Annotated in this window: 22 protein-coding genes and 1 tRNA gene; 1 reads left to right on the top strand and 22 read right to left on the bottom strand. The window is 64.4% G+C overall.

The features are described from left to right. Positions 1-8: 8 nt before the first annotated feature. The 13 genes from BCV67_RS16890 to trpB form a co-directional block, all read right to left on the bottom strand. On the bottom strand, positions 9-1,238 hold the full coding sequence (locus BCV67_RS16890) for an NADH-quinone oxidoreductase subunit D (RefSeq protein ID WP_231732497.1): 1,230 nt from the start codon (positions 1,236-1,238) through the stop codon (positions 9-11). 89 nt (positions 1,239-1,327) lie between these two features. Beyond that, the gene (locus tag BCV67_RS16885; protein ID WP_062168146.1) at positions 1,328-2,080 is read right to left on the bottom strand and encodes an NADH-quinone oxidoreductase subunit C; all 753 of its coding nucleotides are present in this window, start codon (positions 2,078-2,080) and stop codon (positions 1,328-1,330) included. 32 nt (positions 2,081-2,112) lie between these two features. After that, entirely contained in the window at positions 2,113-2,667 is a 555-nt protein-coding gene (locus BCV67_RS16880; protein WP_017354657.1) for a NuoB/complex I 20 kDa subunit family protein, read from the bottom strand. Beyond that, on the bottom strand, positions 2,658-3,014 hold the full coding sequence (locus tag BCV67_RS16875) for an NADH-quinone oxidoreductase subunit A (RefSeq protein WP_062168147.1): 357 nt from the start codon (positions 3,012-3,014) through the stop codon (positions 2,658-2,660). The genes BCV67_RS16880 and BCV67_RS16875 overlap by 10 nt, the downstream gene beginning before the upstream one ends. Positions 3,015-3,126: 112 nt before the next feature. Then, positions 3,127-3,211 (bottom strand) — tRNA-Leu (locus BCV67_RS16870). 48 nt (positions 3,212-3,259) lie between these two features. Further along, complete coding sequence (secG, locus tag BCV67_RS16865; protein WP_062168149.1) at positions 3,260-3,706, bottom strand: preprotein translocase subunit SecG; 447 nt, start codon at positions 3,704-3,706, stop codon at positions 3,260-3,262. A gap of 27 nt (positions 3,707-3,733) precedes the next feature. Then, on the bottom strand, positions 3,734-4,489 hold the full coding sequence (gene tpiA / locus BCV67_RS16860; RefSeq protein WP_062168152.1) for a triose-phosphate isomerase: 756 nt from the start codon (positions 4,487-4,489) through the stop codon (positions 3,734-3,736). A gap of 162 nt (positions 4,490-4,651) precedes the next feature. Next, positions 4,652-5,590, bottom strand: coding sequence for an isopenicillin N synthase family dioxygenase (locus tag BCV67_RS16855; RefSeq protein ID WP_062168154.1), 939 nt, complete (start codon positions 5,588-5,590; stop codon positions 4,652-4,654). A 73-nt stretch (positions 5,591-5,663) separates the two neighbouring features. Continuing rightward, complete coding sequence (gene glmM / locus BCV67_RS16850) at positions 5,664-7,022, bottom strand: phosphoglucosamine mutase (protein ID WP_062168156.1); 1,359 nt, start codon at positions 7,020-7,022, stop codon at positions 5,664-5,666. Beyond that, positions 7,022-7,903 (bottom strand): acetyl-CoA carboxylase, carboxyltransferase subunit beta, encoded by an 882-nt coding sequence (gene accD / locus BCV67_RS16845; RefSeq protein ID WP_062168158.1) that lies wholly within the window; start codon positions 7,901-7,903, stop codon positions 7,022-7,024. Before accD ends, glmM begins: the two co-directional genes overlap by 1 nt. 315 nt (positions 7,904-8,218) lie before the next feature. Next, entirely contained in the window at positions 8,219-9,019 is an 801-nt protein-coding gene (gene trpA / locus BCV67_RS16840; protein WP_062168160.1) for a tryptophan synthase subunit alpha, read from the bottom strand. Position 9,020: 1 nt separating this feature from the next. Beyond that, positions 9,021-9,671 carry a hypothetical protein gene (locus tag BCV67_RS16835; protein ID WP_062168162.1) on the bottom strand — a complete coding sequence of 217 codons (651 nt, stop codon included), beginning with the start codon at positions 9,669-9,671 and terminating at the stop codon, positions 9,021-9,023. Then, positions 9,671-10,888: a tryptophan synthase subunit beta gene (gene trpB / locus BCV67_RS16830; RefSeq protein WP_057626712.1), complete on the bottom strand. Its 1,218-nt coding sequence runs from the start codon at positions 10,886-10,888 to the stop codon at positions 9,671-9,673. Before trpB ends, BCV67_RS16835 begins: the two co-directional genes overlap by 1 nt. A gap of 95 nt (positions 10,889-10,983) precedes the next feature. On the opposite strand from trpB, the gene BCV67_RS16825 reads away from it, so the two are divergent. After that, positions 10,984-11,874: a LysR family transcriptional regulator gene (locus BCV67_RS16825; protein ID WP_062168164.1), complete on the top strand. Its 891-nt coding sequence runs from the start codon at positions 10,984-10,986 to the stop codon at positions 11,872-11,874. 184 nt (positions 11,875-12,058) lie between these two features. Here BCV67_RS16825 and BCV67_RS16820 read toward each other — a convergent pair whose 3' ends face one another. From BCV67_RS16820 to BCV67_RS16780, 9 genes are all read right to left on the bottom strand, one after another. Next, positions 12,059-13,162 (bottom strand): toxic anion resistance protein, encoded by a 1,104-nt coding sequence (locus BCV67_RS16820; RefSeq protein ID WP_062168167.1) that lies wholly within the window; start codon positions 13,160-13,162, stop codon positions 12,059-12,061. A gap of 63 nt (positions 13,163-13,225) precedes the next feature. Continuing rightward, entirely contained in the window at positions 13,226-13,945 is a 720-nt protein-coding gene (locus BCV67_RS16815; RefSeq protein WP_062168170.1) for a hypothetical protein, read from the bottom strand. Continuing rightward, positions 13,938-19,304 carry a DNA repair ATPase gene (locus BCV67_RS16810; protein WP_062168172.1) on the bottom strand — a complete coding sequence of 1,789 codons (5,367 nt, stop codon included), beginning with the start codon at positions 19,302-19,304 and terminating at the stop codon, positions 13,938-13,940. Before BCV67_RS16810 ends, BCV67_RS16815 begins: the two co-directional genes overlap by 8 nt. Before the next feature lie 141 nt (positions 19,305-19,445). Next, positions 19,446-21,446, bottom strand: a complete 2,001-nt coding sequence (locus BCV67_RS16805) for a flotillin family protein (protein WP_062168174.1) — start codon at positions 21,444-21,446, stop codon at positions 19,446-19,448. Beyond that, positions 21,446-22,135, bottom strand: a complete 690-nt coding sequence (locus BCV67_RS16800; protein ID WP_062168175.1) for a hypothetical protein — start codon at positions 22,133-22,135, stop codon at positions 21,446-21,448. Before BCV67_RS16800 ends, BCV67_RS16805 begins: the two co-directional genes overlap by 1 nt. Positions 22,136-22,351: 216 nt before the next feature. After that, positions 22,352-23,014: a phosphoribosylanthranilate isomerase gene (locus tag BCV67_RS16795; RefSeq protein WP_062168177.1), complete on the bottom strand. Its 663-nt coding sequence runs from the start codon at positions 23,012-23,014 to the stop codon at positions 22,352-22,354. Then, the gene (gene truA / locus BCV67_RS16790; RefSeq protein ID WP_062168178.1) at positions 23,011-23,784 is read right to left on the bottom strand and encodes a tRNA pseudouridine(38-40) synthase TruA; all 774 of its coding nucleotides are present in this window, start codon (positions 23,782-23,784) and stop codon (positions 23,011-23,013) included. Before truA ends, BCV67_RS16795 begins: the two co-directional genes overlap by 4 nt. 45 nt (positions 23,785-23,829) lie before the next feature. Continuing rightward, positions 23,830-24,189, bottom strand: coding sequence for a VOC family protein (locus BCV67_RS16785; RefSeq protein ID WP_062171603.1), 360 nt, complete (start codon positions 24,187-24,189; stop codon positions 23,830-23,832). A 14-nt stretch (positions 24,190-24,203) separates the two neighbouring features. After that, entirely contained in the window at positions 24,204-26,072 is a 1,869-nt protein-coding gene (locus BCV67_RS16780; RefSeq protein ID WP_065868153.1) for a type IV pilus assembly protein FimV, read from the bottom strand. Positions 26,073-26,129: the final 57 nt, after the last annotated feature.

The raw sequence follows: 26,129 nt of genomic DNA, 5'->3' as shown, positions 1-26,129 counted from the left end.
CGAAGGCATTACCGGTCAACCTCGCCGAACACGAGATCGTAGGTACCGATCATCGCCACCACGTCGGCCAGCATGTGGCCGCGCACGACCGAATCGATCGAGGAAAGGTGGGCGAAACCGGGGGCGCGCAGATGGGCACGGAACGGCTTGTTGGCACCGTCGGAGACCAGGTAGCAGCCGAACTCGCCCTTGGGCGCTTCAACCGCCGCGTAGGTCTCACCGGCCGGCACGCAGTAGCCTTCACTGAATAGCTTGAAGTGATGGATCAGCGCTTCCATGTCGTCCTTCATCTCGGCGCGAGCCGGCGGAGCGACCTTGAAGTTCTTGACCATCACCGGGCCCGGGTTGGCCTTGAGCCACTGCACGCACTGCTTGATGATGCGGTTGGATTCGCGCATCTCGGCAATACGTACCAGGTAACGGTCGTAGCAGTCGCCCTTGGTGCCCAGCGGCAGATCGAAATCGACCGCATCGTACTTGGCGTACGGCTGCTTCTTGCGCAGATCCCAGGCAATGCCCGAACCACGCAGCATCACGCCGGTCATGCCCCAGGCCAGCGCATGTTCCGGGGTGATCACGCCGATGCCAACGGTACGCTGCTTCCAGATGCGGTTGTCGGTCAGCAGGGTTTCGTATTCGTCCACACGCCCGGGGAACTCATTGGTGAAGTTCTCCAGGAAGTCGAGCAGCGAACCTTCGCGCGAGGCGTTCAGGCGCTTCAGCGCGTTGCCCTTGTGCCAGCGCGATTCCTTGTACTTCGGCATCGTGCTGGGCAGGTCGCGGTACACGCCGCCCGGACGGTAGTACGCCGCGTGCATGCGGGCGCCGGAAACTGCTTCATAGCAGTCCATCAGCTCTTCGCGCTCGCGGAAGGCGTACAGCATCACCGCCATCGCGCCCAGATCGAGCGCGTTGGAGCCCAGCCACATCAAGTGGTTGAGGATACGGGTGACTTCGTCAAACAGGGTACGGATGTACTGCGCACGCTCCGGCACCTCGATACCCACCAGGGTTTCGATGGCGCGGACATAGGCGTGCTCGTTGCACATCATCGAGCAGTAATCCAGGCGATCCATGTAGCCGATCGACTGGTTGAACGGCTTGGACTCGGCCAGCTTCTCGGTCGCGCGGTGCAGCAGACCGATATGCGGATCGGCACGCATGATAGTTTCGCCGTCCATTTCCAGGATCAGGCGCAGCACACCGTGCGCGGCCGGATGCTGCGGGCCGAAGTTCATGGTGTAGTTGCGGATCTCCTGCCGTGCTTCGGCCGGATTGCTCGCAAAGGCCTGCGAAGCCTGGTGGAATTCCTTCTTTACGTCCGCACTCACTTGCTTGCCTCCGTCTGCGCGCGCTCGCCTTCAGCGGTCTGGAAACGGGCATCGTCGCGGATAACACGCGGCACGCCTACGCGCGGCTCGACCGAAGTCACCGGCTCGTAGACCACACGCTTCTTTTCTTCGTCGTAACGCACTTCGACGTTGCCGATCAGCGGGAAATCCTTGCGGAACGGATGGCCCACGAAACCGTAGTCGGTCAGGATGCGGCGCAGATCCGGGTGACCTTCGAAGATCACGCCGTACAGGTCGAACGCTTCACGCTCGAACCAGTTCAGCCCCGGATAGATGTCGGCCAGCGAGGCCACCACCGGCAGCGATTCGCTGGGCGCGTAGCAACGGATGCGCAGCATCTGGTTGTGCTGGTAAGAACGCAGCTGCACGACAACAGCAAAACGCTGCTTCGGCAATGCGTCAGGCTGTTCGCCGGCGGCGGTTTCGTGGCTGGGGAACTCACCCCAGGCAAAACGACCGGCGCCCTGGCCTTCAACGCCGCGGCTGAAGCCGTGCGAGGTAACGTCCGAGGTATCCCACTCGTCGCTGCCGTAGCCAAGGTAGTCGACACCGCACAGGTCGGTGGCGTGTTCGAAGCCGAGCTCGTCACGCAACGCCAGAGCGGTTGCGTGCCAATCGGCAACAGCCACTTCCAGCGTCACTTCGCCGCGCGGTTCGACCACCACGACCTGCGCACCGGCAAAACGGGTGCGAAGTCGATCGATGAGAGAAGGTGCTTGCTGGGCCATGGGGGCTGGCGTGCTCTTGATTTGAAAGGGGGTCAGCGCGCGATGGTCTGGGTACGCCAGATCTTCTTCTGCAGCTGCAAAATGCCGTACACCAGCGCCTCGGCCGTCGGCGGGCAACCCGGGACGTAGACGTCCACCGGCACCACACGGTCACAACCGCGCACCACTGCATAGGAGTAATGGTAATAACCGCCGCCGTTGGCGCAGCTGCCCATCGAGATGACCCACTTCGGGTCCGGCATCTGGTCGTAGACCTTGCGCAGCGCCGGGGCCATCTTGTTGACCAGGGTACCGGCCACGATCATCACGTCGGACTGACGCGGCGACGGGCGGAACACCACACCGTAGCGATCAAGGTCCAGACGCGCCGCACCAGCGTGCATCATTTCGACCGCACAGCAGGCCAGACCAAAGGTCATGGGCCACATCGAGCCGGTACGTGCCCAGTTCAGCAGCGCGTCGACGCTGGTGGTCACATAGCCCTTCTCGAGCAGCGGGTTATCGCCTTCAGGCCGCAGAATGTCATCAACCCGCCCTTCCGGGACGGGGTTGTTCATCAGGCCGTCGAGAGTTTGGATCACTCCCATTCCAGCGCTCCCTTCTTCCACACGTAGATAAAGCCGAGGAACAGCATGCCCACGAACAGGCCCATGGTGACCAGCGAACGCGCGCCGAGCTCCATGAACACCTGGGTCCAGGGCACAATAAAGATGATTTCCAGGCCAAAGACGATGAACTGGATGGCGATCAAGTAGTAACGCACGTCGAACTTCATGCGCGCGTTTTCGAACGCCTCGAAGCCACACTCATAGGCGGAGAGCTTCTCGTTGTCCGGCGAACGCGGAGCGAGGAACCGACCGATCAACATCAGCGTCACGCCGATGCCGGTGGCGACGATCAGAAACAGCAGAGACGGCAAATATTCGGCCAGCACAGCGATTCTCTCTTGCCTCTGCCCTGGACACCTGCGGGCGCCAAGGCATGGGGGATTGACGGGACTTGCCACGACAGGCCGCTGCTGCGACCCGTGTACCCGCATGAAACAATGGTGCCCAAGAGGGGACTCGAACCCCTACGACTCTCGTCGCTACCACCTCAAGGTAGTGCGTCTACCAATTCCGCCACCTGGGCTTACGTCAGCGCTGCTGCTTCGCAGTGCGCCGCGTATTGTAACCGTCTTCAGTCTTTCTGTGCGGGTTGAGCGGGCTTTTCTTCGCTCTTGGCAGGAATATTTTCCGCCGGAGCCGTCGCCTGCGGCACTTCACCCACGGCTGCAGCCGCCGGAGCTGCCGGCAGGGCCTGCAACTCACCCGCCGGCGCTGCCGGAGTTGCCGCCGGAGCTGCCGCTTCGACCGCACCCATCAGGCCCACGCCCTGGTCCGCCGGACGCGCACCATGGCTGGCATACCAGGCCATGAACAAGCTGATGCCGAAAAACACCACGGCCAGCCATTTGGTGCTCTTGGACAGGAAGTTGGACGCACCACGCGCACCGAACACCGTACCCGACGCACCGGCACCAAAACCCGAACCAGCGGCAGCACCTGAGCCACGCTGCATCAGGATCAGCGCGATCATCGCGAGCGCCACCAGCACATAGACCACATTGAGGATCAACATCAGCATTTGAAATCCGTCCCGGACAATTACCCGTTAGCGACTGGACGCTGCTTTCGCGATGGCCAGAAAATCAGCCGCCACCAACGAAGCGCCACCTACCAGCCCGCCATCGACGTCAGGCTGTGAGAACAGCTCTGCTGCGTTGTCGGGCTTGACGCTGCCGCCATAAAGGATCGACAACGAATCGGCGATTCTAGCATCGCGCCCGGCGACTACGCCACGAATGAACGCATGTACGGCCTGCGCCTGGTCCGGCGTGGCGGTCAGGCCGGTGCCAATTGCCCAGACCGGCTCGTAGGCCACAACGGCCTTGGCAAAGGCCTGTACCCCGGCCAGATCGAGCACTGGACCCAGCTGTGAGGCAATCACCGCCTCGGTCTGCCCGGCCTGACGCTGCTCCAGCGTCTCACCGACACATAAGACCGGGATCAGGCCCGCGTTGATGGCAGCGACGAACTTGCGCGCCACCAGCTCACTGCTTTCATTATGGTATTGGCGCCGCTCCGAATGCCCAACCAGGCCGTGGGTGGCGCCCACATCCACCAGCATGCTGGCCGACACCTCGCCGGTGTAGGCACCTTTCTCGTTGCTGCTGACGTCCTGCGCGCCAAAGGCCAGCGCCGTCTCCTCGAAATCCTCGACCAGGTCACCCAGATACGGCAGCGGCGGCATGATCACCACGCTCACGCCCGGCAGCGGCAGACCATCGGCCACCTGCCCCACCAGATCGGTGGCGAATTGACGGCTGCCATGCAGCTTCCAGTTACCTGCAACGATTTTTTGGCGCATTCAGGCATAACTCCCCGGTAAAAAGTATCGGCAAAGGATAGCCGATATGCGGACATCGCCAGGACAAGCTGCAGACAAGCCGGGACAAGACGCAAAAACGCCGCCGGGCCAGGAGGCACGGCGGCGTCGATGCGACAGCCACAGCTTGAAGCGGGCGGACGATTACTTCAGCTTGATCTCGCGCAGGCGCTCTTCCAGGAACCCATGGGCGGTGATCGGCTCCGGGTAGCGGCTCGGATTCTCCGCACTGACACAGGAGGGCAGCACGTCGATCAGGAAATCCGGGTTCGGGTGCAGGAAGAACGGCACCGAATAACGCGGCTTGCGCGCCAGCTCACCCGGGGGATTGACCACGCGGTGGATGGTGGACGGGTACACATGGTTGGTCAGGCGCTGCAGCATGTCGCCGATATTGACCACGATGGTGTCGGCGTCGGAGGTGAACGGCACCCACTCACCCTCGTGCGACTGCACTTCCAGGCCGGCGGCACTGGCACCGACCAGCAAGGTGATGAAGTTGATGTCGCCATGGGCGCCGGCGCGCACATTGGGGATGTCATCGGTGGTGATCGGCGGGTAATGGATCGGCCGGAGGATCGAGTTGCCGTTGTTGGTCTTGTCGGCGAAATAGTCTTCCGGCAGGCCGATATGCAGCGCCAGCGCCGACAGCACGCGCGAACCGAGCTGGTCGAGCTTCTGGTACAGGCCGTAACCGTGTTCCTTGAAGCCCGGCACTTCGCTCGGCCACAGATTCGGCGGCATCACGTCGCGGTACTTGGAGTCGTCGCCGATCTCGCGACCGATATGCCAGAACTCCTTCAGGTCGAAATGCTTGGAGCCCTTGGCCGTTTCCACACCGAACTGGGTATAGCCGCGCGCACCACCGCCACCTGCGATGTGGTACTGCTTCTTCACATCTTCCGGCAGCGCGAAGAACGCCTTGAACACGTCATACGCGGCGTCGATGTCGGCCTGCGGAATGCCGTGGTTGCGAATACCCGCAAAACCCCACTCGCGATAGGCGGCGCCCAGCTCGGCCACAAAGGCCTCGCGGTCGCTATCGAAACGGGTGATGTCGAGGGTGGGAATACGGGAACTCATTCAACTACTCCAAGGAAGGAAACGGGATGCCGGCCATTGAACCGACATCCCGGCGACAACACTATGATCCAGCTCAAACCTGTGCGGCAGCCGAACGGACCGCATCAGCCAGCGCTTCAAGGGTGGAAGCCATCAGCCCGGCCTCATCGGCCTCGACCGTGACCCGCACCACCGGCTCGGTACCCGACGGCCGCAGGAATGCCCTGCCCCGCCCGGCCACCGCTGCCTGTGCGGCCGCCAACGCGGCCTGTACCGGCGCACTGGCAACCACCTCGCGCGCGCCCGTTTCAAGACGCACATTGATGGTTTTCTGCGGCACCATCACCAGCCCCTGCAGCGCCTGGCGCAGGTTCACGCCGGCACCGCCCAGAACCTCCAGCACCTGCAAGGCACTGACGATGGCATCACCGGTGGTCGCGCGGTCCAGGCACAGGATGTGGCCGGAGGCTTCGCCACCGAGCACGCCATTGCCCTCGACCAGGGCCTGGTGCACGTAGCGGTCACCGACATTGGCGCGGACGAATGGGATGCCCAGGCGCTCCAGCGCCTGTTCCATGCCGTAATTGGTCATCAGCGTACCGACCACCGGACCACGCAGGCGACCACTGGCCTGCCATGCCTTGGCCAGCACGTACAGCAGGCCATCGCCATCGACGGCCGCACCGGTGTCATCGACCATCAGCACACGGTCGCCATCGCCATCGAAGGCAATGCCGATATCGGCGCCAACCTCGACCACCTTGCGCGCCAGGCTTGCGATATGCATCGAGCCGACGCCATCGTTGATATTGATGCCATTGGGCTCGGCACCGATTGCGACCACATCCGCACCCAGCTCGCGGAACAGCAGCGGCGCCACGTGATAAGTAGCCCCGTGTGCGCAATCCAGCACGACCTTGAGCCCGCGCAGATAGAAATCACGCGGCACGCTGGCCTTGCAGAACTCGATGTAGCGACCCACCGCATCACGCGCGCGCACTGCCTTGCCCAGCTGCTCGGATTCCACGGTCGAGAACGGCTCGTCCATTGCGGCTTCCAGCGCCAGCTCGGTGGCGTCATCGAGCTTCTCGCCTTCAGCGGAGAAGAACTTGATGCCGTTGTCGTAATGCGGGTTGTGCGAGGCACTGATCACGATGCCGGCATCGGCACCCAGCGTATGCGCCAGGAAGGCCACCGCCGGGGTCGGCATCGGCCCGATCAACTGCACATTGGCGCCGGCAGCCACCAGACCCGCTTCCAGGGCCGCCTCGAACATATAGCCGGAGATGCGTGTGTCCTTGCCGATCACCACGGTCGGCTGCGCGCCGCCGCTGCGCGCAACCAGCACGCGGCCCAGCGCATTACCTACACGCAGCACAAAATCAGCGGAAATGACACCCTTGCCGACCCGGCCACGAATGCCGTCGGTACCGAAATACTTGCGCGTACCCATCAGGCAGCCACGTCCTTGTGCTGCGGCTGGCGCCCCAGCATGGCCAGCAGGTCGGCCAGGCGATCACGCATTTCGCGGCGATCGCAGATCTGGTCGATGGCGCCGTGCTCGAGCAGGAACTCCGAGCGCTGGAAGCCTTCGGGCAGCTTTTCACGCACGGTCTGCTCGATCACGCGCGGGCCGGCAAAGCCGATCAGCGCCTGCGGCTCGGCGATGTTGATGTCGCCCAACATCGCGAACGAAGCCGATACGCCGCCGGTGGTCGGATGGGTGAGCACCGAGATGTACGGCAGGCCGGCCTCACGCAGCTTGCCGAGCGCGGCCGAGGTCTTGGCCATCTGCATCAGCGAGAACAGGCCTTCCTGCATGCGTGCGCCGCCGGAGGCGGAGAAGCAGACGTAAGGCGCCCCGATTTCCAGTGCGGTTTCCGCGGCCAGCGCGAAGCGCTCACCTACCACCGAACCCATCGAGCCGCCCATGAAGGCGAAATCGAACGAGGACGCCACCAGCGGGCGGCCCTTCAGCAGGCCGCGCATGGCTACCAGCGCGTCGTACTCGCCGGTGTTCTTCTGGCTGGCCTTGATGCGCTCGACGTATTTCTTCTGGTCCTTGAACTTGAGCACGTCGGTCGGCCCGAGGCGGGCGGCGATCTCGCTGGTGCTGTCGGCATCAAACAACGCGGCCAAGCGCGCACGTGCACGGATGGCCATGTGGTGCCCACACTTCGGGCAGACCTCAAGGTTTTCTTCCAGCTCCGGGCGGTACAGGGCCGCGCCGCAACTTGAGCATTTTTCCCACAGCCCCTCGGGGACGCTGCGTTTTTTGGAGGGCGTGTTGTCGGTACGGATGCCGGACGGCATCAACTTGCTGAGCCAACTCATGCGGGATGACAATTCCGTTCAGGGCGGCCTTGCGGCCACGACAGGGGCCACAGTCTAGCTCACCACTGCAACCAAGGCGCAGCACTGTATTTGGCGGAATCCCTACTGCCGCGTATGTTTGGCGACGCAATGCCGAGGCCCTGTAGTGCCGAGCCATGCTCGGCAGAGGCCTTGCCGGTAATGCCCCTTGCCGAGCATGGCTCGGCACTACCGTTTTTGCCCCTCTCCCACTTGCGGGAGAGGGGTTGGGGTGAGGGCGGCCTTGGTCGGCGACGCCCCTTGCCGAGCATGGCTCGGCACTACATTGGAGCCTGTTCAGCGATCCAGGGCTTCGCGCAGCGGCTTGAGAAATGCCGTGGCTGCAGCCGCTGGATTTGCCGTCTCAGCCATCGCCGAGACCAGCGCACTTCCCACCACCACGCCATCGGCATCCACCGCCATTGCCGCTGCGCTGGCCGCGTCCTTGATGCCGAACCCAGCCACCACCGGCGCACTGGAGCGACTGCGCAGCAGTCGCAGGCGTTCGCCAGCAGCGCTGCTGTCCAAGCGCTCGGACGCACCCGTCACACCGGCGAAGCTGACGTAATACAGATAGCCCTGCGCCGCTTGGCACAGGCTGTCCAGGCGGGCATCACTGCTGGTCGGCGAGGCCAGCAGGATCAGGGCCAGCCCGGCCGCGGCAAACGCCGCGCGCGGCTCGTCGGCCTCTTCCGGTGGCAGATCGACCAACAGCACCCCGTCCACACCTGCCGCCACGGCCTCTTCGGCAAAGCGCGCATAGCCACGGATCTCGACCGGATTCAGATAGCCCATCAGCACCACCGCCGTGGTGGCATCGGTCTGGCGGAAGCGCGCCACGGTATCGAGCACGTATTGGCGCCCCGCCCCGCGTGCCAGGGCCCGCTCGGAACTGCGCTGGATGGTCGGGCCATCCGCCATCGGGTCGGAGAACGGCACACCAAGCTCGATCACATCCGCGCCGGCCTGGACCAGTGCACGCATCACCGGCACGGTCGCCTCCAGCGATGGATCGCCAGCGGTGATGAAAGGAATCAGCGCCTTGCGGCCGGTGGCGCGCAGGCGTGCAAAACATTCGTCAATTCGGGCAACAGCCATCTCAGGCACATCCTTCAATCAGTTCGACTGCATCGGGCTGGCCCCAGTAAATGGAGGTGATCAGGCCGTCGAGTGTTTCCAGGCGCAAGGCCAGTTTGGCCGCCTTGTCGGTCCAGGTCAGGTACTCACCATTGGGCGAGTTGTAGGCATGCGGGCTGGTGACCACGCCGTCCGGCAGCCGTTGCTTGGCCTCGGCGACCGTCATGCCCACCCACAGGCCATATGGCAATGCCGCAGCACCGGCCGGCGGCGCAGTGACGCGAACACCGGGATCGTCGGTGGCATCCACCTCGAAGCGGGCAATACGATCCGCGATCACCATCATCGCCATGCCATCGGGCAGGCTGCCCTTGTCGTAATACTCGCAATCGCCCTCCATCGCCTCGCGCATGCCGGCCGAGACGAAGGCCTCGTCGCCCGGCGCCTTGCCGAATGGCGCGCCGATGCGCAGCGTGCCGACCTGGCTCAGGTCGGTGCCGGTAACGACAGCAGCTGCAGGCGTTGCGGCTGACGCAACAGCCGTCGATGCCGGTGCCGCCGGCGGGGCGGCGACGGCGGCAGGCGTCGTTTCCGGTGCCGGCGCAGACGGCGTACATGCCGACAACGCCGCCACCAGACCCAGCAGAACAGGGGTACGCAACCTGCCGGTCATTACAGCACCAGCCCTTCACGCGCGGCGATGGTGTGCACGTCCTTGTCACCGCGACCGGACAGATTGCATAGCACCAGCGCGTCCTTGGGCAACTCGCGCGCCAGCTTGATCGCATGGGCAACTGCGTGGCTGGATTCCAGTGCCGGCAGGATGCCCTCGATGCGGGTCAGCCGATGGAAGGCCGCCAAGGCTTCTTCATCGGTGATGCCCACGTACTGGGCGCGACCGCTATCGGACAAGAAGGAATGCTCCGGGCCGACGCCGGGGTAGTCCAGGCCGGCGGAAATGGAATGGGTTTCGGTGATCTGGCCATCGTCATCGCACAACACATAGGTCCGGTTGCCGTGCAGCACGCCCGGGCGACCGGCCGAGATCGAGGCGGCGTGGCGGCCGGTATGGATGCCCTCGCCTGCAGCCTCGGCACCATAGATCTTGACCTGGCGGTCGTTGAGGAAGGCATGGAACAAGCCGATCGCATTGGAGCCGCCGCCAACGCAGGCGGTGATCGCATCCGGCAGCCGGCCGTAGTCCTCCAGCATCTGTGCACGCGCCTCGCGGCCGACGATGGCGTTGAAGTCACGCACCATGCGCGGATACGGGTCCGGGCCGGCGACCGTGCCGATAATGTAGAAGGTGTCGCGCACATTGGTGACCCAGTCGCGCATCGCCTCGTTGAGCGCGTCCTTGAGCGTGGCCGAACCGCTGGTCACCGGCACCACGGTGGCGCCAAGCAACTTCATCCGGTAGACGTTGATTTTCTGCCGCTCGATGTCGGTGGCGCCCATGTACACCACGCACTCCAGGCCCAAGCGCGCCGCCACCGTGGCCGAGGCCACGCCGTGCTGGCCGGCACCGGTCTCGGCGATGATGCGGGTCTTGCCCATCCGCGCGGCCAGCAAGGCCTGGCCAATGGTGTTGTTCACCTTGTGCGCGCCGGTGTGGTTCAGGTCTTCGCGCTTGAGCAGGATCTGCGCACCGCCCACGTCCTTGCTCAGGCGCTCGGCGTGGTAGATCGGGCTGGGGCGGCCGACGTAGTGTTTCAGGTCCTTGTCATAGGCGGCGATGAAGGACGGATCGATGCGCGCCTGATCGTAGGCAGCTGCCAGTTCCTGCAAGGGCCCGACCAGGGTTTCAGCGACAAAGCTGCCACCAAAACGTCCAAAGTGGCCGCGTGCATCGGGATAGGCATGGAAATCGGAAATCGACGGGTCAGTCATGGGGGTAACAGCCACAAGAAACAGGCCAACACTCTAACGCAGGGCTGACGACTTAAAAATGGATAATTCAGCGGCAACATGTTAGAAAAACTCACATGAAAACCAGCCCGCCTCTGCCCTCGCTCAACGCCTTGCGGGCGTTTGAAGCTGCCGCGCGCCTGCGCAGCGTCAGCCAGGCCGCGGCGGAGCTGCACGTCACCCATGGCGCGGTGAGCCGGCAGCTGCGTGCACTGGAGGAGGAGCTGGGGCTGGCCTTGTTCGAACGCGAAGGACGCGGCATCCGCCCTAACGCCGCCGGCCATCGCCTGCTTGAAGCCACGTCCGGCGCGTTCTCGCAGCTGCGCGATTGCATCGCTTCCCTGCGCCGCCCGCAGCGCGATGACGCCTTCGTGCTGGGCTGCCCGGGCAGCCTGCTGGCCCGCTGGATGATCCCGCGCCTGCAGGATCTGCAGCGCGATCTGCCCGGCCTGACCCTGCACCTGGCCGCACAGGATGGCGATTTCGCCCCACGCTTGGATGGCATGGATGCGGCACTGATGCTGGGCCAGGCACCTTGGCCGGCCGGTTGGCAGGTACACACGCTGGCTGCAGAGCGGATCGGCCCGGTGTTCAGCCCTTCGATGCATGGCGCGCACGTATTGGCCCATCAACCGATCGATGCCATGCTTGGACATGCACTGCTGCATACCCGCTCACGCCCACAGGCGTGGCCAGCCTGGGCCGCGCGCAATGGCATCGATGCCGGTGCGCTGACTTACGGCACCGGCCTGGAACACCTGTATTACATGCTGGAAGCCGCAGTTGCCGGCTTGGGCATTGCGATTGCGCCGGAACCGCTGGTCGCCGATGACCTGGTCAACGGCCGACTGATCGCACCGTGGGGTTTTGTCGAAACCGACGGCTGCTGGGCGCTGTGCACCGCGGGTGATCAGCAGGATCCGCGTGTGGCGGCATTGGCGGACTGGCTGCGCAAGCAGCTTTTGTAGGGGCTTTTTGTCGGCTTTTTTGTAGGAGCGGCGTAAGCCGCGAAGCTCATAAAGCTTGAAAGGCCCAAGAACCTACCCCTCCCCAACCCTCCCCTTGCCTTCGGCAAAGGGAGGGAGCTACAGCGCTGGACCCTGCTGCATCTGCAGCTTCGCGGCTCACGCCGCCCCTACAACTGCGCCGGTCTTATGCTGCACTGCCCTGCGTCGGCTGCGCCAGGCGCTGCTGCACGTCTTCGCGAAGGCGGGCCAACTCGACCTCGGCCTGCTGGCGCTGCTGCATGCCCTCGCGATGGATGCTGCGCACTTCTTCTACGGTGGCGATCAACTGCTCGTGCACATGCCGCAGCGTGGCCACGTCGATCACCGCACGCTGGTTGGCCTTGGCGGTTTCCACCGAGGTCTGGCGCATCAGGTCGGCGTTGCGGCGCATCAGTTCATTGGTGGCGTCGTCGATGGCATTGGACAGATCCACCGCATTCTTCTGCTCACCCAGCGACAGCTGGATGGCGAACTGGCGCTTCCACGACGGGATGGTGATGTCGCGCACCGCATTGAATTTCTCGATCAACTGGATCGCATTGGCCTGGATCAGGCGGATCATCGGCAGCGACTGGTCGGCTGCGTGCTGCATTACCGTCAGGTCACCCACGCGCTTGTCGAGTAGACGTATCGCATTGTCGATCTCGCCACGGCGAATACGCGATTGTGGATCTTCCAGGCCGACCAGCGCATGAAGTTCGTTGTTGAGCTCAGCCAGGCGTTGCTTGCCGGCGGCGATGTGCAGGCCCAGGCTCTGGCGCTCGTCGCGGACGATGGCATGCATGCGATCGAACTCGCCCACTCGCTGACCCATCTGTGCCTGCTGGGCACCGACATCGCGCAGCAACTGTTCGATCTGCTGGTTGGTGTCGCTGAACTTCTGCACCAGCTCGCCCTTGGAGGCACGCATGCGATCGATGAGCCCACCGATCACCGGTACCTTGGAGCGTTCGTTCAAACCATCGAGCTTCAGTGAACGGGCGATGCGCACCACTTCGCCGAGTTTTTCGCCGGAGGCGTCCAGGTCGCGGTTGCGCACATGGTCCAGCAGCTGGCTGGAGAACGCAGCGCTCTTGCCCGCGGCCTCACGGCCAAACACATGCAGATTGCCCGGGCTGATGTCGTCCAGCGTGCGCACGATCTGCGCGATCTGCGGGCGGTCCGCTTCACTCAACCCCAGCGCGACCAGGGTGGTGCCATCAACATCGGCAGAAGGGCCGGCCGGCAGCGGCAACGTGTCCTGGGTCATCAGCAGTTCTCCTTGAGCAAGAGGCGCGACTGGGCGCGCGAGCAATCATATGCGGGGTGGTTCTCAGCGCAGTCTAGCCTGCATGGCCGTCACCTCGTCGAGGATCCGCGCCTGGGCGTCGGCAGCCTGTGCCAGCTGGGTATGCTTGTCAGCGGCACGCGCAGCCAAGCTTTGCTGACGCCACAGTGGCAACAACACATCGCGAATGCGCTGATAGCGTTTGATCAGCTCCACATCCTGAGCGTGCAGCAAGCGCAATTGTCCGGCTTCGGTATAGCGCAGCCAGGCGAGCCCGCGCAGGTGCTGCAGACGACGCTGCAGCGCAGCCTGTGCCAGGGCGTCAGCCGGCGCCGGAATCGCCTCGCCGGCAGCCACCCAATCCTCGATAGCTGCCACCGCCGCCTGCATCCGGGCCATCTGCTGCAGATTTTGCTCCAACTCCTGCAGCAACGCCTGTACGCAGGCATCGGCACGCAGCAGGCAGACATCCAACTGCCCCGCGAATTGCTCAGCCTGCGCCTGCGCCTCGACATCGCGCCCCAACAGCCGGCCAAGAAAGCCAACCGAACGCCGGATCTGGCGACCATCAGCTGCCGTCATCGCCTGACGGATATTGTCCATTTCCGCAACCAGCCGCGCTGCGGCGATACCGGCCTGCGGCGCACCCAACAGTTGCTCGATCGCAGCCAGCAGTTCCGTGCCATAGCTGGCCACGGCCAGCGCATCATCGGTCTGCAGCGCTGGCTGCGGTGGCACTGGCAAAAGCGGCAAAAAATCAGGCATCGTCGGTCGCTTCATTGCCACGACTACCCTGCTGCCCAGGCACCACCACATTGCCGCCGTAGAAATGGCGCATCAAGGCTTCATCCAGCGCCTTCTCTTCGGGCGTGCGGGCGCGCCGTACGCGTGGCGCCGGCTTGCTGCTGCCACCGTCCTTGGACAGCCACTCCTGCAACTGCGCAGCCAAACCGGCCAGTGCGTCACCAATCTGCCCTTCGCGCTGATGCCCTGCGGCCAAGGCCTGCAACAACGGCGTCAGGTCCTGTGCCGGCGCTGCCGCTGCGGGCGCGGCGACCGGCGCCGCAGGCGGCGTCATCACCGCGGCAGGGCGGTCGGCCAGCGCCTGCAGCAAGGCAATAATCTGCTCCCAAGGCGCCTCAGCCTGTTCGACCACCGGCGCGACCGCGACCGGCTCATCAACGCGCAGCCCCTGCAGCCCGCTGGCAATATCGGCCAGCTGCGCCACCACCCGCGCGCCGGTGTCGGCGTCGTCGCCGCCCATGGCCTTGTCGCGCATGAAATCGCGTTTGATCTGCTCCCAGCGCGCCAACTGCGCTGCATCCAGCACCTCACGCAGCTCACCGAGCTTGAGCAGGTTTTCCTCCGAACCGCTGGTCAGCAGCTGCGACTCGCCCAGGTAGTGATCGGACACCAGCTGCTGCAACTCGGCGGCATTCATCACCGGCGAAATCTTCTCCGACAGCTTGTTCATGTTGCGGTAGCTGCCCTGCAACCGGAACGGCGGTTCGACGCGGTATTTGTCGGCCTGCGCGGCACTGGCGATGTACTGCTGGTTGACCCGGTAGACCACGTCGCGGACCTGCATCAAGCGCTGCAGGGTGGCGACGATCTCGTTGATCTCCGCGCCACTGTAAGCATGGCTGAGTGCATTGGTGGACACCTCCTTGCCCGCGGCCTTGTCGACCAGCAGGTAGAGATCGGCCAGGTCGCGGGTCGCCATCGGCGCCAGCACCTGGCTGGAAGTCAGGCTGTTCTCGATGTAGCTGAGCTTGAAGGCCTCATCCATGCCACCCAGCACGTCGCCCAGGTTGTAGATGTCGGCACGGTTGGCCAGCATGTCCGGCACCTTGAACACTTCCCCGGACTCGGTGTACGGGTTGCCCGCCATCACCACGCAGAACTTCTTGCCGCGCAGGTCGTAGGTCTTGGTGCGCCCCTTCCAGACACCTTCGATGCGACGGGTGCCATCGCACAGCGAGATGAACTTCTGCAGGAACTCCGGATGGGTGTGCTGGATGTCATCGACATACAGCATGGTGTTGTTGCCCATCTCCAGCGCCAGGTTGAGCTTGTGCAGCTCCTGCCGCGAGGTGGCGTCCGGCGCCTGCTCCGGGTCCAGCGAGCGAACTTCGTGCCCCAGCGCCGGACCGTTGATCTTCATGAAGACCAGGCCCAGGCGGTTGGCCACGTATTCCATCAAAGTGGTCTTGCCGTAACCGGGCGGGCTGATCATCATCAGCAGGCCCATGAGGTCGCTGCGCTTGTTCTCGCCTACCGTACCCATCTGCTTGGCGAGGTTGTCGCCGATGATGGGCAGGTAGACATCGTTGATCAGCTTGTTGCGAACGAACGAACTGAGCGGACGCGCCTGGAATTCACTCAAGCGCAGGGCATCGCGTTCGCGTGCACTGATGCGGTGGCGCAAGGCTTGGTAGCGCTCGAATCCGGGCTGGAACTGGCGACGATGCGACTGCCAGCGCTGCAGGAAATCATCCACCGCCAGCTGCAGGTGGCCCTGGGAGATGCGCGGATGTTCACCGAGCAGGCCGCCAATGTCGGCAATCAAAGTCACCTCGCGCACCTGGCTGCGCAGCGCACGTTCGCCCAGCAACATTGCCGCCGCTTCGGGCACGTAGCCGCACATGGCAGCGAACTTCGGCTGCCCACACATGGCCTGCAGCCATTGCACGGCCTGCGCCCATTGCAGGGCCAGGCGCGTGTTCAAGCGCTGCATGCTGCGGTCGAAGGCATCGGTCTGGCCGGCCGCCTGCAGTTGTTCGCGCAGGCCTGTCAGCAACTGCCGCGCGTAACCACTGAAGGCGAAGGTCGGTTCGCCGTTGGCAAGCTCGGCCAACAGGTATTCAGCCGCCAACGCCGGCAAGCCGGTGTCGAACGGCAGCTTCTGCTCCTGTTGGAATTCCGCCAAGGTGAGCGCGATTTCAGCGCGCAAGGCTTCAAGACCATCGCGCACATTGAACAGCCGGGCGATGGCAAACGCGCCGGCAGCGCGCTCGATCCACTGGCTCACTTCCTCGCGCTTGCCCTCACGTGCCCAGAACAGCAGCGCCAACGCGCGCGCGCCTGCGCCATGCACCAGCGAGCCGCCGGCCTGGTACAGCGGCAACAGCGCCTGCAGGATCAGGCTGGCGTCGTGATCGTGGATGCCCTTTTCATAGCCTTCGCGATAACGCGGGGCAGCAAAGTCGCTTACCCGCTTGCCCAGTACCTCGGCCTGTGCGGCATCGCGCAGCAGCAGCTCCACGCTCAGCCCGTCGCGCCCGTTGATCGCCGCGTCCAGGATCAGGCCTGCCAGGTATTCGCCGCGATACAGTGCCGGCGCTTCCGAATCCAGCGTCATCGGCCAGTAGTCGCGCAGTTCCTCCAGCTCCGGGTCGACGATGGACTCGTAGTAGTCGGTGCCGGTCAGATGCACCGCCAGGCCATCGCCGCGCGGCAGGATGGTCAGGTCCAGCGGCTGGGTGTTGACGCTGAAACGGTGGCGGCCCAGGCGGATGATGTTGCCACCGCCCTCGAACAAGTCATTGCGGTCGCGCAGCGCCCGCACCGCCTGATCACGCACGCCCTTGAGCCGCGCTTCCACGTCATCGGCCTTGACGCTGTCCTTGTAGTCACGCAGACGATCGGCCAGCTCACGCAGTTTCAGGATCAGCGGGTCCCCGGCGAAGAACGCATTGAGTTCGTCGACAGTGGTGAAGCGCTCGGTACGTTTGGCCAGACCATCAAGAATGCGGTTGGCCGCATCCAGCACCGACTGCGCCTTGCGCTGACGGGCATCGAGCAGGGTCTGCTTGTGCGACTCGAAGGTATCGAGCAGCTCCTCGCGCTTGTTGAGGATGTCGCCGAGAAACTGTTCGTGTTCGCCGAACTGGCTCTCCAGCTCCTCCAGCTGCACCATCAGCCGCGACAGCTGCTCGTCGGCCCGCTCCGGATCGGTAGCCAGGCCCAGGGCGCTGGTGATGGCCTGGCTGAACAAGGAAAACTGCGCACCAAACTGCGCCACGGCCTCAGCCGAGCCCAGCGAACGGCGACGCTGGTCGGCGCGTGCGCGTGCCTGGTTGAGCTTGGCGTAGATGGCGGAAATGGCTTCCACCACGCGCGTGCGCTGCGCGGCATCGTCGACCTTGAGGCTGGCCATCAGCTCGGACAGCATGTCCAGGTCACCTGACATCACCTGCATCTGCGCGATCTGCTCGGACAGCTGCTTGGCGGTCTGCGCAACCTGGGCGGCGGCGTCCAGCTCCTGCAGACGTTCGGCAAAGGGTTGCAGCGATTTATCGCTGCCAAGGAACTCGCCCGCCGCCGCACCGACGCGGTCGTGCGCCTCCTGCAGCGATACGTTCATTGCATCAATGGCGGCAACGTCCACGTAGCGGAAGTCGCGCACGGTCAGCAGGCGGCCACGCAGCTTGCCGATATCACCGAGTGATTCGACGAACTCACCAATCTTTGACCAGTTCTGCGGTTGCAGGCGCCCCAACAGCAGCTTGTGCGCGCTGGTGACATCAGCCATCGCCTGCGCCGACTGCTTGCGGATGCCCTCCACTTTCTCATATTCGTCGAGCATCGACTCGCCCGTCGCGCTGATCTCGCGCAGCAGCGTGGCGGCACCATCACAGTTGGCATCGTCCAACCAGTGGTGTGTATCGAACAGCCGGCGCGCGTTGTGGGTCAGCAACTCGTAGCGCAGCAGCGAGACCTCACGGCTGTCGATTTCGCGACCAAGATCAAGCAGGTTGGAGATTCCACGCACCAGCTCGGCATTGCCGATACGGGCCATGAAACTGGTGCCGGTGGGCGTGTGTGCGGCGAATTCGTCGCTGCTGAACGGCGTCTGCCAGACCTGCATCGGATGGACGCGGGTCGGCTCTTCGTTCTCGGCATTGAACAGCACCATGCGGCCATCGCGCATGAAGGCATAGCCCAGGCCGAACACCGGATTCTGCAGCACGCGCTGGATGCTGTTGTAGACAAAAAGTGCCGACTTACCGGCCTCGCGCTCGTAGAAGATGTACAGCATGTCTTCGCCGTTGGGCGAGCGGATCGAGCGTTTGTAGCGCATGCCCTGCATCGAGGCGTCGAAGGCCTTGTGCTCGCCATTCTGCAGGTAATAGCCGCCGGGGAAGATGACGCCGTGGTCATCGGGCAGCTGCACGCAGGCCTGGACGATGGCGTCGTTGCGCACCACCTTGCCGGTCAGCGTGTTGTAGATCAGGCCACGCCAGGTGCTCTCCTGATACGGGAGAATCTTCAGCAGGATCAGCGAGCCCACCTTGGCGAAATCGATGGTGGCATCGTCCACCGACTGGGTACTGTCCTCGACCGGCTCGCTGTACACGCCCTGGCCGGTCTCGGTGTTGTTCTCCACCTTGATGGTCAGGTCGCCACCGGTGGTCTCGACGAAGATCGTGTCGAGAATGTTCAAGTGCGGGAAACGCCCGCTGATCATCATGTCGCGACTGGCACGGGTCCATTCGAAGTCGAACGGCGGCGGCAGCGCGATATCGCGTTCACCGCGCGCATCGATATAGGTCAGCTCGCCACTTGGCGCCATCGCCCAGCGGAACACGCGTACGTCGCTGCTGCGCTCACCGATCTGGAACGCGGCCAGCAACTTGCCGTCGCGCACGATCAGCTGCAGCAGGCGCGCATTCTTGTAATAGGCGTACAGCTCGCCGAAATCATGGACGAAGCCGGGCTGGGCGAGGAAGCTGGTCTTCAGGTCGACCGGGTTGACGTCATAGCCCTCGGCACCTTCCACCAGCCGGTACAGCCCGAACACATCCTCCACCCGGGTCTGCGTTTTCAGGCCGATGAAGACGTTGTAACCGAACAGCAGTAGGTCATCACCCACCTGCACCACATCGCGGCCGACGCAGTTGTTCTCACTGCGGATGCGGAAACGCCCGATCACTTCCATCCGGCTGTCGCCGAACTCCTGCAGACGCCGCTGGTTCAGTGCGTCCACCACCTGCCGCAGGCGTATGCCCTGATCGCTCAGCCGCTTGCGCAGCACCTCGTAGGCGCCGCCCTGTGCTACTGCCTGGTCGGCAAGAGTGCCGGCCTGCGCGCTCGCAGCTGCGTCCTGGTTTGTATCGGCCATTGCTTGTTCCCTGCTCCGGCACCGGCAGGCATCGCCCTCAGGACGATGCCGCCGACGCCTTCATCCACGTGTACCGCCGGCCCCGGGCCGAGCGGCGCGCCAACACCCTGCGCAGTGCTACCGCACAGGGCGCGCCATCGCTCAGCCTGCGTCCGACTGCACCGCCGGCGCATCGGCGCCGCGACGCGACGGCAGGCCACGCGCGGACATGTCCACGCCCAGATAGCGCTGCATCAGGTCCTGCACGATCGGGCTCTTGTCGGTCAGGCCTTCAATCGACTTGCCCAGCGACACCGCCTTGATCAGGTTCTCGAACATGCCGCCGTCGCCGCCAACCATGTCGATCTTGGCGTTGCGCAGCGCGCTGGCGATGACCTCGGCGTTTTCCTTGGTCACTTCCTTGCCGGCATCAATGGTGGCCAAGGCCTGGCGCAGGCCGGTTTCCAGGGTCATGCGGAACTCCTCGTGGCCACGGGCGGTGTCACCCAGCGAATCAATGGCCTGGAACTTGCGGGTCAAACCGTCGGCTTCGGCAAACAGCTTCTTCTCGATGACGGTGGCTTCGGCCACGCCCAGCGTTTCGGTCGCAGCGGCCTTGGCGCGGCCCATCTGCTCCTCGCCCTGCGCACGCGCAGCCAGCTGCTCGGCCAGCACCTTGGCTTCGGCGGTGCCCTGCTTCAGGTTGGCATCGGCCATTGCATCGACCACGCGGGCTTCGGCAATACCGACCTTTTCGATGGCCAGTGCGCCAGCTTCCTTGACCTGTGCATCGGCCAGGCCGGGCGCGGCGCGCTCGGCACGCAGACCTTCGGCCAGGGCCTTCTTGGCTTCGGCCTGCTTGCCCGCCGCATCGAACTCGGCTTGAGCCAGCGTGGTGATCTCCACCGCCTTGTGCTTGGCCGCCGCTTCACTGGCCTCGGCTTCCTTGACCTGCTTGAGCATGGCTTCCTGCGCTTCGGCCTCGGCTTCCAGAATGGCAACCTGCTTCAAGCGGTCGGCCTCGGACACCTGCCGTACTTCCTTGATCCGCTCTTCTTCCTGCGCCACGGTCTTGTCGATGGAAATGCGCTCGCGGGTGATGTTGGCCACATCCATCCGGCCCTGCTCGACCACCTTGTCACGCTCCACGCCCTGCAGCTGCACTTCGCGATCGGTGGTGACCTGCTCCAGCTGGCGCGCACGTGTGACCCGCTCGACCTCGATGGCGACGGCGCGCTGGCGGTTCTGTTCGGCCACCTCCACTTCACGCAGGCGGTTCTGGTCGCGGATGTCGATCAGCTGCTGCGCTTCGATGCGGGCGTTCTCGGACAGCTGGCGCTGTTCTTCCTGTACCTTCAGGGTTTCAGCCTGTTCGCGGGCGCGGATGGTATCCACCTCGCGGCGCTGGCGTGCCTCGGCTTCGGCCTGCTGGCGCTCCAGCGCCAGCGTGGCTTCCTTGGCTTCAACGTTCTTCTTGGTGATGGCCAGGCGCTCGTTCTGCGCCAGTTCGTTGGTGATCACGTTCTGCGCGGCGGTCAGCTCGGTGATCTTGCGTATGCCTTCGGCGTCGAGGATGTTGCTCGGGTCCAGCAGCGATTTGGGGGTCTGCTCCAGGTAATCGATGGCCACGTCTTCCAGCGCATAACCATTGAGGTCATTGCCGATCACCGCGATGATCTCGTCGCGGAATTCCTGGCGCTTTTCGAACAACTGGGTGAAGTCGAACTTCTTGCCAACGGTCTTCAGCGCTTCGGAGAACTTGGCATTGAACAGGTCGTCCACCGCATTCTTGTCGGAGGCACGGTCGGCGCCGATGGCCTTGGCCACGCGCAGCACGTCGGCCTGGGTTTCATTGACACGCAGATAGAACGCCACGGTGATGTCCGCACGCATGTTGTCGCGGCAGATCAGGCCTTCCTTGCCACGGCGATCCACCTGCAGGGTGATCAGGCTGATTTTCATATGCTCGGCGCGGTACAGCACCGGGATGATCAGCGCACCGGTGAAGTGAACCTTGGGCTGTGCACTCATGTCGTTGACGATCAGTGCGGTGCCCTGATCGACCTTTTTATAGAACGCCTTGAACAAACCGGCCAGGCCAAGGAAAAAAACCAGCAGGGCAGCTACCCCGATAATGAAAGGGGCCAGCGCAGCAGTACTCATCAGTGGATCTCCTTGTCGCCTGATACATCAGAGGGAAAAACGTCCAGACCCGGCAGGTCGCTGTCGGCGACCACCAGGTAGTGATTCTTGTCGTGCAGGTATTCCACCAGCCTTACCCGTTGACCGCGCGCAAGCCGGCTGCCGTCACGCATGCGCACATGCAGGATCAGGCCGGCACCGCCGTCATCAAAGCTTGCATAGCCCTGCTCGGCGGTGACTTCCGGCGAGGTGATCTGCGCCACCCGGCCGAGAATGGATTCCTGTGCCACCGGCCGCAGCTTGAGCAACAGGCGGCGGATCGGCCGCAGTACCCAGGCCGAAACGACCGCGCCGGGAATCAGCGCCGCCACAGCCACCGCACTGCCGATGCCCCAACGCAGCACGGTCGGCAGCGATTGCAGGAAAAAGAGCTGTACCAGATAGGTGATGGTCCAGCCGAAAAAGGCCAGCAGCAGCACCACCAGCATGGTCGGCGCACCGCCCAGGCCGAGCCGGGCAAACATCGCGGAGATACCGCTGGCACCGTGCTCGCCGCCATGGGAATGAAAATCGGCCCCGTCGCCGCTGCCGATCCCGCCGTCATCGACAATGCCGGTGGCGGCAAGCATCCAATAGATGACCGCAAAGCAAAGCACGACGCTGTAAGGCAACGTCGGAAACGACAGCGCTACTTGCAGAAATTCCGCCATGCACACCTTCCTTGTGGCGCCCAGCTGCCTTTGCGGGATCCGTTCCGGCCTTCACGCCAGTGCGGTTTCATCCCCGACCCGCAGGCATCCGTGCTTGTCGCCGAGGCAACCATCATAAGGGAATCAGCCCGGGCATGGCCTGCCGGCAATGTCCCAAATCGTGCGACACCTCCCACTGACAACGGCCGCCGTTGCGCAGATGGGCCACCGGCGTATTCAGTCCTGCTCCTCGGGCCGGGTATCGGCGCGACGCACTTCTTCCACGAACTGGCGCATCTTGTAGCCGTCCTTTAGCCCCGGCGCGGCCTCGATGCCACTGGACACATCCACGCCCCAAGGCTGGGTGGCGACAATGGCGTCATGCACGTTTTCCGGCCTGATACCGCCTGCCAACAGGTACGGGCGGTGTACGCCGGGCGGAATCTGCGACCAGTCGAACGCAACGCCGGTACCGCCGCTGCCGCCAACCACGTGGCTGTCGAACAGAAAACCGGCCGCATGCGGATACATCTGCTGCAGGCCACGCGCGGTGACCTCGCTGCGCCCCCCCATCGCGATCGCCTTGAGGTATGGCATGTTGAAACTGCGGCAGAACGCATCGTCCTCATCGCCATGGAACTGCAGCAGGGTTGGCCGTACCGCACGCAACACCTCGCGCACTTCCTCGCGATTGTTCTGCTGGAACAGGGCCACAACTTCGACCATCGGCGGAATTGCCTGGCGCATCGCGCGTGCCTCGGAGGGCGCCACGCGGCGCGCACTGCCCTTGGCAAAGATGAAACCGATGGCATCCACGCCCAGTTCACTGGCAAGACGGATGTCACCGGCACGGGTCATGCCGCAGAACTTGATGCGGGTGCGAAACAGCGTACGGCTCACAGTGTCACCTCGTCCGGCAGCTTCCAGCTTTCAGCATACAGCGGCCCGACGAACACCAGGCCCTGCGGTGGCGCAGTTGGACCGGCCAGATTGCGATCTCGCCCTGCCAGCAATTCCCCGACCCAGCCTTCAGGCTTCTCTCCGGCTCCCACCATCAGCAACGAGCCCACGATATTGCGCACCATGTGATGCAGGAAGGCGTTGGCCTGGACCTCCACCTCCACCACTTCGCCCTGGCGACGGACAGCAATCGACTGCAGCTCGCGGCGGGCATGCAGGGCCTGGCACTGCGCACTGCGGAAGGCGCCGAAGTCGTTTTCGCCCAGCAGCGCCTGCGCGGCCCGGTGCATGGCATCGGCGTCCAGCGGGCGACGCTCCCAGCTCAGGATCTGCCGGTACAGGGCCGGCCGCACCTGGCGGTTGAGAATGCGATAACGATAGCGCCGTGCCTTGGCCGAGAACCGAGCATGGAAATCGTCAACCGCCGGCACGCACCAGCGCACGCACACCGAAGGCGGCAGCCGCGTGGTGGTGCCCAGCACCCAGCCGCGCGGGCTGCGCTCAACATCGCTGTCAAAGTGCACCACCTGGCATTCGCCATGCACGCCGGCATCGGTACGCCCGGCACAGACCACGCTGATCGGGGCGTCGGCTACCGAGGACAGCGCGTCCTGCAAGGTGGCCTGCACGCTGGCGCAGCCGCTCTCGCCGAGCTGCTGCCAGCCCTTGAATTCGCTGCCGTCGTATTCCACGCCCAGCGCGTAACGCATGGTTGAACCTCTTGGTTTGTGGGTGCCGCTGAGTCCGTCGACCACTCAGTCGTGGTCGCGCTCGGACCACACGGCCAGTTCGTTGCCACCGGGCTCGATGAACTGGAAGCGGCGACCACCCGGGAAGCTGAAGATCGGCTTGACCAGCTCGCCGCCGTGCGCGGCAACCACCGCAAGCAACGGTGCCAGCTGCTCGGCATACAGCACGACCAACGGGGCGCCGGCGCTGGCGGTCAGCGGCGTGCCGCGGAAAAACCCGCCCTGCAGCTGACCATCATCAAATGCGGTGTAGTCGGGACCGTAGTCTTCAAACTGCCATCCAAACACCTGCTCGAAAAACCCGCGGCTGGCCGCCGGATCGCGCGAGGCGAACTCCACGTAATCGATCCGACGCTCGCGTTTCATCTCAGGCTTCTCCATCAGGGCATGCGACCAAGCAGTTCCAACGCTTCGCCGCGCGCCTGCGGATCGGTGCTGGCGGCAACTTCATTGAGCAGGGTGCGTGCGGTTTCGGCATCACCCAGATCCAGATAGGCAATGGCCAGTTCCAGCCGCTCGCGACCGGCGGGCGTCGGATTCAAAGGCGTGATCGCGGCCATGTCACCGGCCAACCAGCTGGCCTCGTCCGCTGCCGCCGGCTCAGGCCGTACCGCAGCTGGCTCGGGCACAACAGTGTTCAGACGCGAAGCTTCGAACAACAGCACCGGCTTGTGCTCGACCTTGGGGGCGACAACCGGGACCACCGGTTCGGCACGTGCCGGCGGGCTGGCCTTGAGCCAGGCCGGCATCGGTTCTTCATAGGCTTGCGGCTGCGGCGCTGGCGCGGTGTCTTCAGCCAGGGCATGTGGTTCGACCAGCTCGGCAGCGTCCTCAGCGGCCTCGGTCTCCCACGGCGTCTGCACGGCTGCGGCGCCCATCACCGGCATCGTCGCGGCCAGATTTTCCGCCACCGAATCGCTGCGCGGTGCCGGCGGCAACGGCTTGCGGCGGCGGCTCAGCCACCAGCCAAACGCGCCCAACAGCACCAGCGCCAAGCCCAACCACACCCAGCCGAACGAGCCTGCGCCATCGCGCTTGGCCGCCTCGCCCAGACGCTGCTGGGCAGCGGCCAGATCCGAATCCTTCATTGCAATCAGCGTCTGCTGCTGCTTCTGCAGCTTTTCCAGTTCGCCAACGCGATCGCGCAGCTCCTGCAGTTCCGCGTCACGCGTCGCCAGTTCTTCCTTGGCTTGCTGCAGCTGTTCGTTGGCCAACATTTCACCCTCGCCACCGGCATCGAGGCCGGTCGTCATTCCTGCGGTCTGTTGTGCGCCGGCTACGGCCGGGGCGATTTCCAAGCGTGCGCCACCTGCGCCGGCTGCAGTTGCGGCCGGGCGTGCGGCCGCGGCAGGCGCAGCTGCTGCCGCATCCGCCACCGCCGGCTGTGGAATCGGCGCGCGTGCCTGCCGCCACTGTGCGGTCTGGTCACGCACGATGGCGCGCGCCTCGGCGGCATCCACCCGTGCCAGTTCTTCCTGCGCCGGCGTCCGCAGCACCGCGCCCTGCTTGAGCAGGTTGATGTTGCCGCGGATGAAAGCCTCGGGGTTGGCGCGCATCAGCGCGACCATGGTCTGGTTCAACGAAGCACCGCTGTCATGCGACAGCTCACGGGCAATCTGCGAAAGGCTCTGCCCACGCTGTACCGGCGCCAGCTGGCCGTCAGCCTGCATCACCGGCGCGGACCGCGGCGCCGAAGCCACCGCTGCCGGTTGTGCCGCTGCGGGCGCTGCACGGATCGCAGCCGCCGGCGGCGCTTCAGGAAGTTGTTCGGGCTGCTGTTGCGGCTCGCGCACGATCAGATTGGATTGTGCCGCTGCCGGCGCTTCGATCATCGGCTCGGCGACCACGGTTGCGGCTTCCGGCGCGGCCACCAGGGCCGAATATTCGCGGACCAGGCGGCCCTGGCCCCAATCCACTTCGATCAGGAAGCCTACCGATGCCACCTGCACCGGCTGGGCGCTGGTGACGCGGATCACTGCCCGGCCATCGCGGTCCTGCACGAACTGGAACTGCAGCTCGCCAACCAGGCCGGTTGGCGCCGCCAGCCCCACGCGCTCGAAAGTAGCCGCCGAGGCCAGGCCGGCCTTGGCGTTGTCCAACTCGCCCGGATCACTGGTGATGACCGGGATTTCGGCCACCAACGGCTGCCCCGGCTTGGACAGGACGCGGATATTACCCAATCCCAATGCCATCGCAGCGCTACTGAACAACGCCAGGCCGAGGACCAGCACGCCTTGTAATGAGCGCATCGCGCCCCTGCCCCATAGTTTCATGGCGGCCAATATAACGGCTGGCCCGGCTTTCGA

Origin of the sequence: Stenotrophomonas nitritireducens, assembly GCF_001700965.1 — a bacterium.
Taxonomy (GTDB): Bacteria; Pseudomonadota; Gammaproteobacteria; order Xanthomonadales; family Xanthomonadaceae; genus Stenotrophomonas; species Stenotrophomonas nitritireducens_A.
The sequence above is the reverse complement of the archived record's forward strand: the minus strand, read 5'-3'. Positions and strand labels throughout refer to the sequence as shown.

Bases quoted from the DNA above. Each gene is read 5' to 3' on its own strand.
- BCV67_RS16890 (WP_231732497.1), bottom strand. From the start codon at position 1,238: ATGAACTTCGGCCCGCAGCATCCGGCCGCGCACGGTGTGCTGCGCCTG.
- BCV67_RS16885 (WP_062168146.1), bottom strand. From the start codon at position 2,080: ATGGCCCAGCAAGCACCTTCTCTCATCGATCGACTTCGCACCCGTTTT.
- BCV67_RS16880 (WP_017354657.1), bottom strand. From the start codon at position 2,667: ATGGGAGTGATCCAAACTCTCGACGGCCTGATGAACAACCCCGTCCCG.
- secG (WP_062168149.1), bottom strand. From the start codon at position 3,706: ATGCTGATGTTGATCCTCAATGTGGTCTATGTGCTGGTGGCGCTCGCG.
- tpiA (WP_062168152.1), bottom strand. From the start codon at position 4,489: ATGCGCCAAAAAATCGTTGCAGGTAACTGGAAGCTGCATGGCAGCCGT.
- BCV67_RS16855 (WP_062168154.1), bottom strand. From the start codon at position 5,590: ATGAGTTCCCGTATTCCCACCCTCGACATCACCCGTTTCGATAGCGAC.
- glmM (WP_062168156.1), bottom strand. From the start codon at position 7,022: ATGGGTACGCGCAAGTATTTCGGTACCGACGGCATTCGTGGCCGGGTC.
- accD (WP_062168158.1), bottom strand. From the start codon at position 7,903: ATGAGTTGGCTCAGCAAGTTGATGCCGTCCGGCATCCGTACCGACAAC.
- trpA (WP_062168160.1), bottom strand. From the start codon at position 9,019: ATGGCTGTTGCCCGAATTGACGAATGTTTTGCACGCCTGCGCGCCACC.
- BCV67_RS16835 (WP_062168162.1), bottom strand. From the start codon at position 9,671: ATGACCGGCAGGTTGCGTACCCCTGTTCTGCTGGGTCTGGTGGCGGCG.
- trpB (WP_057626712.1), bottom strand. From the start codon at position 10,888: ATGACTGACCCGTCGATTTCCGATTTCCATGCCTATCCCGATGCACGC.
- BCV67_RS16825 (WP_062168164.1), top strand. From the start codon at position 10,984: ATGAAAACCAGCCCGCCTCTGCCCTCGCTCAACGCCTTGCGGGCGTTT.
- BCV67_RS16820 (WP_062168167.1), bottom strand. From the start codon at position 13,162: ATGACCCAGGACACGTTGCCGCTGCCGGCCGGCCCTTCTGCCGATGTT.
- BCV67_RS16815 (WP_062168170.1), bottom strand. From the start codon at position 13,945: ATGCCTGATTTTTTGCCGCTTTTGCCAGTGCCACCGCAGCCAGCGCTG.
- BCV67_RS16810 (WP_062168172.1), bottom strand. From the start codon at position 19,304: ATGGCCGATACAAACCAGGACGCAGCTGCGAGCGCGCAGGCCGGCACT.
- BCV67_RS16805 (WP_062168174.1), bottom strand. From the start codon at position 21,446: ATGAGTACTGCTGCGCTGGCCCCTTTCATTATCGGGGTAGCTGCCCTG.
- BCV67_RS16800 (WP_062168175.1), bottom strand. From the start codon at position 22,135: ATGGCGGAATTTCTGCAAGTAGCGCTGTCGTTTCCGACGTTGCCTTAC.
- truA (WP_062168178.1), bottom strand. From the start codon at position 23,784: ATGCGTTACGCGCTGGGCGTGGAATACGACGGCAGCGAATTCAAGGGC.
- BCV67_RS16785 (WP_062171603.1), bottom strand. From the start codon at position 24,189: ATGAAACGCGAGCGTCGGATCGATTACGTGGAGTTCGCCTCGCGCGAT.
- BCV67_RS16780 (WP_065868153.1), bottom strand. From the start codon at position 26,072: ATGCGCTCATTACAAGGCGTGCTGGTCCTCGGCCTGGCGTTGTTCAGT.